This is a genomic window from Longimicrobiales bacterium (assembly GCA_035764935.1).
GTDB lineage: Bacteria > Gemmatimonadota > Gemmatimonadetes > Longimicrobiales > RSA9 > DASTYK01.
In genome coordinates this window covers 1-14,168 of the sequence record DASTYK010000070.1, presented here as the reverse complement: position 1 = coordinate 14,168, position 14,168 = coordinate 1, and the positions used below count along the sequence as shown (strand labels likewise).

Sequence of the window (14,168 nt, the reverse complement as noted above, 5' to 3'; positions counted from 1 at the left end):
GCTTCTACGCGATCCGGCGCGAATTGCACCAGCACGACCTGCCGGCAGGACTGAGCCGCGATTTCGCCGCCGCACTGGTCACGCACGAGCGCGGCTACCGGGCGGTGTCGGTGAACGAGGCCGTGTGCTTCGTGCCGCGTGTGCCATCACTGCACAGCGAGTATCGGCGGAAGGTGCGCACGATCACGCGCGGCATGCAGACGCTGCACTTCAAGCGGCACCTGCTGGATCCGCGGCGGCACGGGCTGTTCGCCTGGATGCTGTGCTCGCACAAGGTCGCGCGCTGGTTCGCGCCGTGGGCCGCGGTGCTCGGCCTGGTCGGGCTCGTCGCACTCGCCTTCGCCAGTCCGCTCGGCCAGCTCGGCCTCGCCGGGGCGCTGCTCGTCTTCGCGCTCGCGTTCATCGGCTGGCGCTGGCCCGAAGGGAAGCGGCCGCCGCGGCTGTTCAGCATGCCCGCGTTCCTGGTCGCCGGCAACGTGGCCGTGCTGCACGCAACGATCAACGCGATGCGCGGCCAGATGAACGCGGTGTGGGAGCCCACGCGCCGCGAGGGCAGCGCAGGCACACCGGCCGTTGCGGGGCGCTGACAATCACCGATCCGACCAACGAACTCGACGAACGCATGCTGCGACACCGCGCCCGGCACATTCCCGCGCTGAGCTTTCTCTGCGCCCTGCTTCTCGCACCTGCAGCCCATGCGCAGGTGCTCACGGCCGGCTCGATCCACGGGCAGGTGATCACCGAGCAGGGCGACCCGTTGCGCGACGCGCGCATCGTGGCGACGTCGCAGGCGAGCGGGCTCGAGTACGAAGCGCGCAGCGATGCGGACGGGCTGTTCACACTGCGCTTCGTCGCACCGGGCGAGTACGACCTGCTGATCGAATTGCTCGGTTACGCACCGAAGCGTGTCACGGGAGTGCCCGCGCGGTCGAGTGCCGCGCCCGCGGCAGTGATCCGGCTGCGCAGTGTATCGGGTCCGGCACAGCAGGTCGACCTGGAGCCGTACAGCGGCAGCGGCGACCAGCGAGCTTCGGTACGCAGGCAGTGGATCGGCGCCAGCGGCATCGACGCACTGCCGCACGCCGGCCGAACCCTCGCCGACCTGGTGCGGCTGTCGTCGCTCGCCAGTGAGGACCTGGCCGTGGAGGGGCTGCCGTCCCGCCTTTCGACCATGCGCTATGCCGGCGTCGAATGGCGGCCGTCGTCAGGCGACGGCGCGACCGGACCGGTTCCGCTCGGCGCGATCGCCGCCGCGGAGCTCGCGACCAATGCCGTCGACGTGGAGTGGGGCGGCGCGGCGGGCGGGATCCTGAGTGCCCATGCGCGCACCGGTGCGCGTCGCACATCGGTCGACGCGCGCGGAACGTTTGCGGGTGATGCGCTGCCGGGCGCGACCCTCGAGCCGGAGCAGGGCTGGACGGACGTGCAGGGCGAGGCGCGCGTGATGGGGCCGCTGGCGGCGGGGCGCGGCGGGTTCGCACTGGGTGCGGACGCGCGCATGCTGGGCAGTGCGCGCTCTGCTGCGTGGGCGGGCCCGGACGCGGAGGCGCTGATCGCGGCCGGCGTGGCTCCCGATGGCGCGCTCGCGCCGTACGCGTCACCGACGGTGCAGGAAGGCAGCACGGTGCGCGCGTTCGGCTCGTTCGACCTGCCGGTCGGCGAACGCCACGACGTCGGCGGCAATGTCATCGTGAATGCGACGTCGCTGGATCCGGTTGCCGGTCGGACCATCGGCTCCGTGGGCAGCGACGCTCTCGATCTGCTGGGCACCGTTTCGCTCTCTTCGATGCTGAACCAGCGCTGGTGGAACCACGCGCAGCTCGGCGTCACGCACGGCTCGGTGGAGCGCGACTCGCTCGAATTCGCGCCGCTGCTGCTCGTGCCCGGCGGGCTGGCGACCTCGCGATCGCCGTTTCCGGGCGAGCGGACGCAGACGGCGATCAGCGTGCAGGAAGCATTCGGTGCACGCTTCGGCGCGCACGACGTGAAGCTCGGGCTGGGCGTGCGCGTCAGCAGCTTCGACTTCACCGGCGTGCACGACACGGACGGCACGTACCTGTTCGGCGGACTCGACGAGCTGCTGGGCGGCACGGGTGCGCTGGTGCGGACGGAGCCGGTGTCGAACGAGGCGGACTGGAGCACGGTCGGCATCACCGGATTCGTTCAGGACCGGTGGCGGCCGTCGCCCGCGCTGGAGCTGCTGGTCGGTGCGCGCGTGGAGGCGGAAACGCTGCCGTCCGACGACGTGGCGCTGGACACGGAATGGCTGCGGCTCACGGGCATCGCGAACAACACACCGGACGACCCGGCGCTCCGCATCAGCCCGCGCGCGGGGCTCACGTGGACGCCGGGCGGCGGCGGGTGGCGCGTGGAAGTGGCGACCGGCGTGTACGACGGCCGCAACGACCCCGAGCTGATTGCCGCGTGGCAGGCGGATGCCGGAACGGCGCGCGTGCGGCGGGTGGTCGGCGCCGTCGCCTGGCCGCCGGCGGACGCGGCGGGGGGCACGACCGCGCTGCGGTTGACGGTGCTCGATCCCGACTTCGCACCGCCGCGCAGTGCACGGATGACCGCCGCGATCACGCGCACGCTCGGCGCGGGCACGTCGGTGCAGCTCTCCGGCACGGTGCGCCGCACGGACAACCTGCCGCGCCGCACGGATCTCAACCTGACGGACGACCCGGTCGCGCAGGACCAGTACGGCCGCGCGCTGTTCGGCACGCTGGTGAAGCAGGGCGGGCTGCTGGTCGCCGAGCCGGGCAGCGGCCGTCGCTTCCCAGAGTACGACGAGGTCGCTGCGCTGAGCGCGGACGGCGAATCGAAGTACTGGGGTGTGACGCTGGCGCTGGACCACGAGGCGGGTGACGCACTGGACGTGTTCGCGCGCTGGACGTTCAGCCGCACGACGGACGACTGGTTCGGCGCACGCGCGGGCGGCTGGACGCGCACCATGCCGGTGGGCTTCGACGAGTGGATCGACGACACTTCCGACTTCGACGTGCCGCACCGCGGCGTGATCGGCGCCGTTGCCCGTGCGCCGTTCGGCCTCACGCTGTCCGCCCTGTACCGCGTGCAGTCGGGGCTGCCGTTCACGCCCGGCTTCCGTGCCGGTGTCGATGCGAACGCCGACGGCATCGCCAACAACGATCCAGTCTTCGTGGATGCGTCGGTGCCGGGCATGAGCGAGCTGGTCGGCCAGTGGTCGTGCCTGTCCGATGCGAGCGGCGACTTCGCGGAACGCAACGCGTGCCGCGCGGACCCGGTGCACACGCTGGATGCGAGCGCGGCGCTGCGGCTGTTCACGGTGAGCGGCATGTCGGCGTCCGTGCTGGTCGAGGCGTTCGACCTGCTGGACGCGGAGCGGCGCATGCCGGACAGCGCGCTGTACCTGGTGGACCCCGACGCAGAGCTGGACGTGAGCGGCGACGTCGTCAGCGTGCCGCTCGTCGCAAACCCCGATTTCGGCAAGCCGCGGGCGTGGCCGCTGTCCGGCCGGACGCTGCGGCTCGGTCTCTCGCTGAACTGGTAGACTCGAATGCGCAAGCTGGCGCTGGCAGCACTCGCACTGTTCGCTGCTGCATGCAGTGACAACGGCCCCGTCTCGATCGACGACTCCACGGGGTCGGTGATGATGGAGGCGTACCTCGACCGCGACGGCAGCGGCGACCGCAATGCACCGGACGCGGCCGTTGCAGGCGTGCGCACGGCCGTCGTGCGTACGCAGGGTGGTGATACGATCGCGGCGGGAACGACGGGCGCGGATGGCACCGTGCTGCTGACGCGCATCCCCGTGGGAAGCTACCGCGTGGTCGCATCGCGCGGCATGCTGGGTGATTCGGTCGCCGTGCAGGGTCTCGATGCGAGCACCGTGACGGTGACGTTCGCGGATACCGCGCTGCGCGTGGTCCGTGTCGGCTATGCAGAGAACACGATCGCGATCGAGGACGCGCGTGCGGCGACGGCGGGTGCACGTGTCGCGGTGAGCGGACTTGCTTTGAACGCCACGAACACCTTTGGCGACTCCACAGTTCACCTGCGGGACGCGAGCGGCGCGATCCGGCTGACGGGTGTGACCGCGGCAATCGCGGCCGGCGACAGCATCCGCGCGATCGGGACGGTGGCGAGTCGCGACGGCCAGGTGACGGTGGATGCGCCGGGCATCTGGATCGTGCGAGCGAATGCGGGCGTGCCCGCGGCGGACTCGCTGTCCACTGTCGTCGCGGCGACCGCAGAGGGCGGTGCACGCGACGCCGGCCAGGCGCGCATCCGCGCGGAGATCGTGGGCACGCAGCCGCAGCAGAACGGCGACCTGGTGATCGTGGTGAACGACGGCTCGGGCGTGCTCGACGTGGTGCTCGACGACAACGTCAACTTCGGCAGCACGGCCGCGTTCGTGCCGGGCGCGATCCTGCGCGCGACGGGTGTGCTGGTGCCGGATGGCGGCGGGAAGTGGCAGCTCAAGCCGCGTGTCGCTGCGGACGCGAGCGCCGCGTTCCCGACGCTCTCGATCGCGGAGGTGCGGGCGCTGCAGCCGGGGCGCTCCGCATACATCCACGGCTACGCGCTGAACGGGCGCGCGACGTTCTCGGACGGCGCCGTGCACGTGTACGACGCGACGGGCGCGATCCGCGTCCAGCAGCTTCCCAACACGCCGCTGCTCATGGGCGACAGCGTGCGTGTGCTCGGCACGGTGGGCAACCGCTTCGGCCAGCCGATCCTCGAAGGGAGCCAGGTCGTCGTGCTGCTGTCGAACGTGGGTCTCGACCAGCCGGACTCGGTCTCGACCGCGGCCGCGGCTGCCGCAACCGGAGATGCGCGCGACGCGGATCACGTCACCGTCGGCGGGACCGTGAGTGCGGTGGCGAACACCGGCGGTGGCTGGCTGCTGACGGTGGATGACGGTTCCGGCGCGCTGCAGATCATGCTGGACTCGCGCGTGGGGTTTTCGGCGACGGACTTCGCGGTGGGCGACGTCGTCCGCGCCAGTGGCGTGCTGGTATCGGTGTCGAACGGCGTGTGGCAGCTCCGGCCACGGACGCTGGAGGAAATCGCCGCACAGTGAAGCGTGTCGGACTGTGGCTGGCGATGCTCGGCGTCGCCGCCATCTCGGTGGCGACGCTGACGCCGGTACCGGGCGCCGGCGGCGGCGGGACGTCGCAGGTGTGCCTGATCTGCCACCAGCGCGGCGTGGCAGACTTCATTTCCAACATCATCCTGTTCGCGCCGCTCGGGGTCGGGCTGGCGCTGCGGCGCGTTTCACTGCTGCGCGTGGCGGCAATCGCATTCGGGTTCTCTCTCACGATCGAGCTGCTGCAGCTGCAGGTCATCGCCGGACGCGACTCCAACGTCGGTGACCTCGCCGCGAACTCGCTGGGCGGGATCGTGGGCTGGTGGCTCGGCCGCACGCTGGGCTGGTGGCTGCCGCGTGCGGACGGCGCGCTGCGCCGATCGCTCGCACTCGCGCTGACGGCGATCGCAGTGCTGCTCGGCGGGTTGTCGCTGCTGGTTCCTGCGCCGCCGACGATCACGTACTTCATGCAATGGACGGCCGATCTCGGCGGGCTGGCGCACTACCAGGGCGAGGTGCTGGAGTCGCGGCTCGGTGCGGTCGAGCTGCGTGGCGCGATGCGCGTCGACCCGGATTCTGCGTTCCGCGCCCTCCTGATGGAGCCGGAGTGGAACGTCCGCTTCGTTGCGGGCGAGGCGCCGCCGTCGCTCGCGCCGATCGTGAGCATCTACGACGGACTGCAGCGCGAGGTGGTGCTGCTCGGTGCGCAGCGCGACAACGTCGTGTACCGGCAGCGGCTGCGGGCGGGCGAGCTGCGCTTCGACGAGCCCGACCTGCGCGGGTACGCCATGCTCGAGGGGATCGCTCCGGGCGATACGGCGAGCCTGGGGTTCAGGGCCGATCGCGCTGAGGTGTGCGTCCAGGTGAACGCCCGATCACGCTGCACGCACGGCTACACGATCGGCGATACGTGGGCACTGGTGATGTTCCCGGACGTGTGGGGGCGCGTCATGCGCACGATCATGAGCGTCGCGTGGCTGTTCGCGGTGTTCTTCCCGGCTGGCTTCGTCGCGCACGGGCGGGTGCCGCTCGCCGCAGCGGGAGTGCTCGTGGTGACTGCACTGCTGGCGGGACCCGTTCTGCTCGGGTTTGCGCTCACACCGTTCTGGCAGGTGGCCGCGGCGGTGCTGGGGCTTGGCGCGGGATACGCGGGCGGGCAACTCGCACTGCGTCAGCATGCACGGTTCGATCGAGCCCGCGCGCATGCGACGTCCTGACGCGCGCACGCTCGCCTTGCTCGAGCCCCTTCAATGAGCGCGATACTCGCGCTGTGCGGCGAAGCTGCGGGGATGTTGGACGCGGGCGTCCAGGAGCTGCTCGGGCGCATGCGGTACCGCGGCAGCGATCTTTCGTCCACTGCGCGGAGCGCACGCGGGCTGGTCGCGGTGGCGCGCGACGAGTGGGAAGCGCGCCCCGGATTCGCGGGGCCGACGCTGATCGCCGAACGCGGCAGCCTGCGCGTCGTCTGCGACGCCACGATGTACTTCGTCGACGACCTGGTCGAGCGGCTCGGCCGCGCGGGCGTCGAGCCGCACTCGCGTGACGCTGCCGACCTGGTCGCGGCTGCATACGAGGCATACGGCGCCTCGTGCGTGGATCACCTCGAGGGCGACTTCGCCTTCTGCGTCCTCGACGAGGCAAGCGGTACGCTGTTCTGCGCGCGGGATCCCTTCGGCAGCCGCAGCCTCTTTCACACGACGGGTGATGCCGGCGTCGCGGTCGCATCCACGCCGCATGCGCTGGTCGACTGGAGCGGGCGCGAGCCGGCCTTCGATCCGGTGGGGGTGCTGCGCTCGCTGCTCATGCGCTACGGCAATGGCACGCACACGGCGTGGATCGGCGTGCAGGAACTGCCGGCGGGTCACTGCCTGCACGTCACTGCCGAAGGGACCAGGACGTGGCGGTACTGGCTGCCGCGAGGATCCGACCGGTGGCGGGCGCTGAGTGGCGACGAGTCAGCGGATACACTGCGCACGCTGCTGCAGGACGTCGCACGCGAGCGTGCAATCCCGGACGACACCGCGCTCGCACTGAGCGGCGGGCAGGATTCCACCGCGATCCTGGCATCGCTGCAGCCAGCGATCGCGCCGGAGCTGCTGACGTTCCGCTTCCCGGCCGGCGACTCCGGTGACGAGTCCTGGTACGTCGAGAAGGTAGCGGACTCCTTCGGTTCGGCCGTGCACAGGGTGCCGATCGCGGACCTGGGGATGTACGACGACCTCGAACCGCGCATGCGCATGCGTTCGCACTGCCACGGGCACGTCTTCGAGGGCTACAACCGGGCGCTCGCACGCACGGCGCGATCGCGTGGAGTGCGCGTGCTGCTGAACGGCCACGGCGGCGACAACGTCATGGGCGCCGGATACTGGCAGATGGCGGACCTGCTGCGCAGCGGGCGGCTGTTCGCGCTGCGCGCGTTCCGCAGGCAGGTCGGCGCACGCGGCTGGACGTCGTTCGTGCACGGTGCGCTCCGACCGGCGCTGCCGATGCGCGTGTTCGACCTGGTGGAGCCACTGCTGCGGCGGCGCCTGTGCACACGACCGTACGAGCGGCCGCCGTCGGAATGGGTGCGCGGCAGTGACGATCTCGACCGGATCACTGCATCCGATCGCGACGACTACGCCGACCGGGTCCTCGGCAACTACCGCAGCGTGAGCGCGCAGCGGCGTGCGTGGCTGCTGCTGGACCAGGCGCATCCGCGCGGCTGCGCCGCGTCCTTCGACCTGAATCGCGACGAGGGGGTGGAGCTGCGGATGCCCTTTTACGATCGCCGGCTCGTCGAGTTCATGATGTCTCGGCCCATCGACGAGCTGATCCAGCCGAACCGCTACAAGGTCCTGCTGCACCGCTCCATGGAGGGGCTGCTGCCGGCGCGCACGCGGGAAGCCGAGGCCGGTGGCTTCAAGCCGGGCAGCGGGCTCGGTGTGCTGAAATCGCGCTGGGCCAGCGACACTGCCCGCCTGATCGACGACCTGTCGGAGCACGCCTGGATCAGTGACGAGCTGGGGATCATCGATGCCCGGACGTTCCGGGAGCGCACGGCAGAGCCGCACTGGTGGTCCTCCACGGACGTGTCCCTGACCCTGTTCGTGGAGGCGTGGCTGCGGTGCAACGCTCCGGGCTGAGGGGTGCCTCCCCTGCGACGGTCCGTTGCGATACTCCCGCAACAGTCCGTTCCCCGGCATTTTCGGTGGGCGGGAATCGTCACGCGCGCCAACGACTTTCCAGCGACGGTGGTCGGTCCTGTTCTTGCGCGCGGCGCACGCGCGCAATTGCTCCCCGGTCGGGCGGACATCCGCCCTTCCCACCCTGGGCTTCCAGGGGAACGCTGTCGGAGGTGTCTCGATGTATCAGAAGCCCTCGCTCAAACGGCTCGGCTCATTCCGCGAGATCACTCGCGGCGGCGGCTTCGCATGGGCGCTCGATTTCGCGGCCGATGGCTGGCGCGAGTTCCTCCTTCACGAGACGCCCACGGCGTCCTGAGGAAGCGGAACGTGCGGGGCGGGCATTCCCGCCGCCCTGCACCTGGAAGTACCTCCCGCAACATCCCGCACAGACTTTGACGCAGCCAGCCAGGCGCTCGGCTCCGGCGCATCCCCTTTCACAGCGCGTCTGCACTGACTCCTCGCCGTCGGGACGCGCGGCATGAGCGGGAGCTTCCATTACTCGGTGTACGGCGAACGTCTGCACTCGACGATGCCGTTCCCCGAGCTGCATCCGGCGGAACCAGGCCCCGTGCGCTGGAGCATCCAGCTCGCGGACACGCTGCCCGACCGGGACGGGATGGAGCTCCTGGGCGAGGAGGCGATATACGGGTCGGTCAGCGCCCGACTGTACCGGCACGTGCTCGGGTACCGCATCACGGTTGATGACACCGGCATCTTCGACCTGGTGAACGGCTGCCGGACGATCCTGTGGCAGCCGAACGCGGAGCCGTGGTGGGACTTCGGCCGCAGTCACCTGCTCGGGCGGGTGATCCCCATGGCGATGCAGGTGGCCGGGATCATGACGCTGCACGGCAGCGGCGTGCAGGTCGCGGATGGCGTGATCGGCTTCGTCGCGCCCAAGCACACGGGCAAGTCGACGCTGGCTCGCCTGCTGCTCGAGGCGGGCGCGCGCTTCGTGACCGACGACGCGCTGCCACTCACGACGCACGCCCCGATCCTCGCACTGCCGGGGATCCCGAGCATCCGGCTACGGCCGGGCGTGGATGGCACGAGCGGGCAGGGCGAGGACGTGCGTGCGGGGCGGGACGGCAAGATTGCACTGCCTCCGCTGGATGCCGGTCGAGTGCTGTCGGGCCGCGCTCCCGTGGCGGCGATCTACCTGGTGACGCCGGCGCGTGCGCAGGCGGACGTCGCGCCGGTCCGGAGGCGGCGGCTGGCGGGATCGCCTGCAGTGATGGGGCTGGTGTCGCAGGCGAAGATCGGTGCAATGCTCGGCGGCCGGTTCGCCGGCGCACTGCTCAGGGGCGCAGCGTCGATTGCCGCGGCGGTCCCGGTCTACGAGCTCGCCGTTGCCCGGGACATCGATCGCCTCGACGAAGTCGTCGATCAGATCCTCACGTGGCACGGCGGCTCGATCCCGTTGCGCGTTCCGGCCGGCTGACATGAGTGAGCCTGTCGTTCGCGTCACGTCGCTCGGCAAGCGGTTCGCCGTCCAGCGCGGCTGGAAGGACGCACTGCGTCGCCCGGCCGCGCGCGACATGCGCATCGCACTGCACGGTGTGGACCTTTCGGTCGCGCGCGGCGAGTGCTTCGGTGTGCTCGGGCAGAACGGCGCCGGCAAGTCCACGCTGTTCAAGATCCTCGCGACACTGATCCTGCCCGACGAGGGCAGCGCCAGCATCAGCGGCTTCGACGTCGTGCGGCAGCCGGACGAAGTGCGACGGGTGCTGATCCCGGTGCTGGCGGCGGAGCGCAGCCTGTACTGGCGCGTGTCGGCGGAGGAGAACCTCCGGTTGTATGCGGATCTGTACAGGCTGCCGCGCGCGGAAGCGCGCACGCGCATCGGCGAGGTGCTGGAGCAGGTGGGGCTGCAGGACGCGGGGCGCAAGCAGGTCGGGCTGTTCTCGTCGGGCATGAAGCAGCGGCTGCTGATCGCGCGTGCACTGCTCGGCCGGCCGGACGTGCTGCTGCTCGATGAGCCGACGCGCAGTCTCGATCCGATCTCGGCGCGGGAGTTCCGACAGTTCCTGCGTGAGCAGGTTCGCCGCGTGCACGGCACGACGATCCTGCTCGCGACGCACGATCACCAGGAGGTCGCGGAATTGTGCGACGGGGTCGTCGTGCTGGACCAGGGGCGCGTGCTCGCGGTCGGTCACACGGAGCAGCTGCTGTCGTCGTCGCGCGTGCGGAGCTGCTCGATCTGGACGACGCAGGGGCATCATCCCGCGCTGGAAGCGTGCGTGAATGCGGCGGGCGCAGCGATCGTCGGTGTGGACGATGTCACGCTGAACGGCGACGAGGCGTGGCAGCGTGTCAGGATCGAAGTGCCGACCGACGAAGCGGGCGCGGCGGAGCTGCTGCACGCGATCGTGCGTGCGGGCATCACTGTCTCCCGCTTCACGCGCGACGACCTGTCACTCGCCGACCTGCTCGAGCGGGTGCGGGCGGAGCGTGGGCGCCGCGAGATGGAGCCGGCATGAAGAGCATCATCGCGCTGATCCGCATCCACTGGCTGACGTTCACGAGCTACCGGATGAACGTCGTGTTCTCGCTCGGCGGCCTCCTGGCGATGCTGGTTCCGGTTTACCTGGTAAGCAGCTCGCTGCAGCCGGTGGTCGCCGAATCGATCGCGGGCGAAGGCGGCGCGTACTTCGGCTTCCTGGTGATCGGTCTCGCGGCGATGCAGCTGATCGGCATCAGCGTGCGCGGATTGCCACAGGCCATCGCCGGCGGCATCACGTCCGGAACGCTTGAGTCGCTGTTCTCCACGCCGACGTCGCTGCAGCAGCTGCTCGCGGGACTCACCGGCTACGGGATTCTCTGGGCGGTGACCCGGTCGTCCCTGTTGATCGCGGGCATCGCGCTGTTCGGCGGCACGCTGTTCTGGACGGGAGTGCCGCTGGCCGCGCTGATCGTTGCGCTGCTCGTGCTGGCGCACCTGCCGTTCGGCATCCTGCTGGCGTCCGGTACACTGGTATTCCGCACGACCGGCCCGATCGGGCCGGCACTGCTCGGCGCCTTCACACTGCTCGGCGGCGTCTACTACTCGACCACCGTGATTCCCGAGGTGGTGCGGCCACTGGCCGCACTGATGCCGACGACGTACGGGCTGCGTGCGCTGCGGCGTGTGCTGCTTTCCGGGCAAACGCTGGGTGCGGTGGCCGGTGACGTCGCGGTGCTCGCCGTGATCGGCGGCGTGCTGCTGGCCATCAGCATGGTGGTCTTCTCGTGGAGCCTGCGGTACGCGAAGCGGACGGGTACGCTGGCGCAGTACTGAGGAGGGGACCGGCGCCAGGAGGTGCTCCGGGCGCCCCCGGCCTGGAGAAAGCCTGAGGAAGCCAGGCCACGATCCTGTCGGCTCCACACATGGTCAATTATAATTTAGTGAACTGTGTTTGACCATCTTGCGGCACGACAGAACCGCAGGCTATCTTGGTCAAGTACAGTTTACTCAATTATGATTGAGTTAGATAATGGCGATTCATCCGCTCGAGGACATGATCGGTCGTGAGGCCGAATGGCGACAGCTGGCAGAGTTCGCCACGAGCGGTGAGGACGGGGCAAGCCTGGGTCTGGTCTGGGGCCGGCGGCGGATCGGAAAATCCTTCATGCTTCAGGCCCTGGCAGAACAAACAAACGGTTTCTACTACCATGCTGTACGTGGGTCGAGCGGGGAATCGCTGCACGACCTTGGCGATCAGCTCGGGGCTCATTCCGGCTCCATTGCTCCTCTTTCCTTTGATTCCTGGGGCGATGCAGTCGGTGCCTTGATGGAACTTGGGCGCCGTGGGGAAACGCTCGTCGTACTCGATGAGTTTCCCTATATGCTGGAACACACTCCTGGCCTGGACTCCCTCATACAGCGCGCGTACGCACCGCGGGCGGGCACCCGGCGCGATACGCAGACGCGGTTGATTCTGTGCGGGTCGGCCATGAGTGTCATGGGACAACTGCTGACGGGAACCGCACCCCTCCGAGGGAGAGCGGCCCTGGACCTGAGAATGCAGCCGTTCGACTTTCGCACGGCGCGGCTGCTACATGGGATAGAAGATCTCGAGACAGCGATTCTCACTTACGCTGTCATCGGTGGGGTCGCGGCCTATGCGAGAGAAATGGTCGGGCACGATTTGCCCGCCGATCCCGAGGACTTCAACCGTTGGGTCTCGCGTCGCGTCCTGTCGCCGTCTGCTCCCCTGTTTGGAGAGGTGGAGCTGCTGTTCGGCGAAGACCCCACCATGTCCAGGGCTCGCAAGCCAAACCTTTATCATTCGACACTTGCGGGGGTCGCGCTCGGCAACCATGCGTGGAGTTCGCTCACGAACTACGTGAAGATCCCGGGCGGGTCCCTGGCAAGCGTGGTCTCCGCGCTCGTTTCCGCAGATTTTCTTGCGGAAGTTCAGGATCCGATACGGGAGAATCGTCCGACCTATCAGCCGGCCGATCCGTTGATCCGCTTCCACTATGCGATCATCCGCCGTCACCAGGCGCGACTGCGGCGCCACGGTGCGGACATCGGCGCTTTGTGGGCGGAGCTGACTCAGACTTTCCGTTCACGGGTTCTAGGACCCTGTTTCGAGTCGATGGCCCGGTCCTGGGCGCTGCATTTCGCCAGCCGCGAAACCGTAGGGGGACCACCTGTCCACGTCGGTCCCACAACCCTGACCGTACGGAACGACGACACCGGAGCAAACGAACAAAGGGAGCTCGACGTTGTCGTTGCCGCCGACGATGCCGAGACACCGAGTGATCGTACGGTGACGGCGATCGGCGAAGCGAAGGTGGGTGAACGCCTCTCGCTTCAACACGTCGTGCGACTCGAGGAAGCCCGGGGCGCTCTTGGGCCCGTCGCTGCCTCAGCCAGGCTGCTGCTTTTCGGGCAACACTTCGACCAGGCTGTCGTGAGGGCTGCCGAAGACCGTGACGACCTGGAGATCATTGACCTTGCCCGGCTCTATGAAGGTGAATGACCTGTCATCGGGTCGCGGATATTCTGTGCGTCGGTCTACGGATAGCATCGTCTGCGTAATACGAAGGGCGCGACCGACACAGCGTCGCGCCCTTCCGAGCGGGCCCTGGGGAGACCGCAAGCTCTTCTAGGGATGCACCATCTGCCCGATCGTGTACGCGATGGGCCGATACGTGTATGCGCGCAGCAGCTGGTCCAGCCGCGCTTCCGTGTGCGCGAGGCCGCTGTAGTGGCGGATCTTCGTGGTCCATGGCACATCGAGCCGCGGCTGCGCGGGGTCCAGCTCCCACGGATGGATGTAGAGCGTTGCCGGCGCGTTGCGACGCTCCGCGCTGACGACCGCGGCGCGCGTGAGACCGAGGGGCAGCATGCGCAGGTAGCCGCCGCCCGCGGCGGGCAGGTTCATGCCGAAGCGGCGCAGCGTCGCAGGGGGCACCTCGATCAGCGTGCCAGCCTCGCAGTCGATCCAGTAGGGATCGCGGCCGCCGGTCGGATAGCCGTAGCCGCGGCGCGCGACGGGGAAGAGGCTGGAGTCGTACGTGTAGCCCTCTTCGACCAGGATGTTCAGCGCCCACTCGAGCCCCGGCACGATGGAGAAGCTCGGCGCGCGGAAGCCGGTGACCTCGACGCCGCCGATCTGCTCCAGCACGTCCCTGCTGCGACGCACCGATTCGCGGAACTCCTCGGGGCCGATCGTCGTCACGCGCGCGTGATCCCAGCCGTGCGACGCGAGCTCGTGGCCCTGGTCGACGATGCGGCGCACCAGGTCCGGCCGGCGCTCGGCCACCCAGCCCAGCACGAAGAACGTGCCGCGCGCTTCATGGCGGTCCAGCAGCCCCAGAAGGCGGTCCATCCCCACATCGATGCGGCTCTCGATCGACTCCCACGCCGAACGCGGGACGTGCGGCTCCAGCGCCGAGACCTGGAAGTACTCTTCCACGTCCACGGTGAAGTGATGATAGAGCTG

The 14,168-nt window shown here is 69.3% G+C and carries 11 protein-coding genes; 10 read left to right on the top strand and 1 reads right to left on the bottom strand.

All coding sequences use genetic code 11. The annotated features are described in order from the left end of the window. From VFU06_05470 to VFU06_05425, 10 genes are all read left to right on the top strand, one after another. The coding region (locus VFU06_05470; protein ID HEU5208844.1) for a hypothetical protein at positions 1-587 on the top strand (587 nt) is incomplete at its 5' end. Between the two features lie 35 nt (positions 588-622). Then, positions 623-3,529: a carboxypeptidase regulatory-like domain-containing protein gene (locus VFU06_05465; GenBank protein HEU5208843.1), complete on the top strand. Its 2,907-nt coding sequence runs from the start codon at positions 623-625 to the stop codon at positions 3,527-3,529. 6 nt (positions 3,530-3,535) lie between these two features. Continuing rightward, the gene (locus VFU06_05460; GenBank protein ID HEU5208842.1) at positions 3,536-5,062 is read left to right on the top strand and encodes an OB-fold nucleic acid binding domain-containing protein; all 1,527 of its coding nucleotides are present in this window, start codon (positions 3,536-3,538) and stop codon (positions 5,060-5,062) included. Then, the gene (locus tag VFU06_05455; GenBank protein HEU5208841.1) at positions 5,059-6,285 is read left to right on the top strand and encodes a VanZ family protein; all 1,227 of its coding nucleotides are present in this window, start codon (positions 5,059-5,061) and stop codon (positions 6,283-6,285) included. Before VFU06_05460 ends, VFU06_05455 begins: the two co-directional genes overlap by 4 nt. A 33-nt stretch (positions 6,286-6,318) precedes the next feature. Next, a complete protein-coding gene (locus VFU06_05450) occupies positions 6,319-8,193 on the top strand; it encodes an asparagine synthase-related protein (GenBank protein HEU5208840.1) in 1,875 nt (624 codons plus the stop codon). 220 nt (positions 8,194-8,413) lie between these two features. Further along, positions 8,414-8,551 (top strand): lasso RiPP family leader peptide-containing protein, encoded by a 138-nt coding sequence (locus VFU06_05445; GenBank protein ID HEU5208839.1) that lies wholly within the window; start codon positions 8,414-8,416, stop codon positions 8,549-8,551. A 162-nt stretch (positions 8,552-8,713) separates the two neighbouring features. Beyond that, complete coding sequence (locus tag VFU06_05440) at positions 8,714-9,676, top strand: hypothetical protein (GenBank protein HEU5208838.1); 963 nt, start codon at positions 8,714-8,716, stop codon at positions 9,674-9,676. A gap of 1 nt (position 9,677) precedes the next feature. Then, positions 9,678-10,715, top strand: coding sequence for an ABC transporter ATP-binding protein (locus VFU06_05435; GenBank protein HEU5208837.1), 1,038 nt, complete (start codon positions 9,678-9,680; stop codon positions 10,713-10,715). Next, positions 10,712-11,512, top strand: coding sequence for an ABC transporter permease (locus VFU06_05430; protein HEU5208836.1), 801 nt, complete (start codon positions 10,712-10,714; stop codon positions 11,510-11,512). Before VFU06_05435 ends, VFU06_05430 begins: the two co-directional genes overlap by 4 nt. A 196-nt stretch (positions 11,513-11,708) precedes the next feature. After that, a complete protein-coding gene (locus VFU06_05425; GenBank protein ID HEU5208835.1) occupies positions 11,709-13,202 on the top strand; it encodes an ATP-binding protein in 1,494 nt (497 codons plus the stop codon). A 126-nt stretch (positions 13,203-13,328) separates the two neighbouring features. Here VFU06_05425 and VFU06_05420 read toward each other — a convergent pair. Then, positions 13,329-14,168 (bottom strand): XrtA system polysaccharide deacetylase (locus VFU06_05420; protein HEU5208834.1); only part of this gene is annotated, 840 nt, incomplete at its 5' end.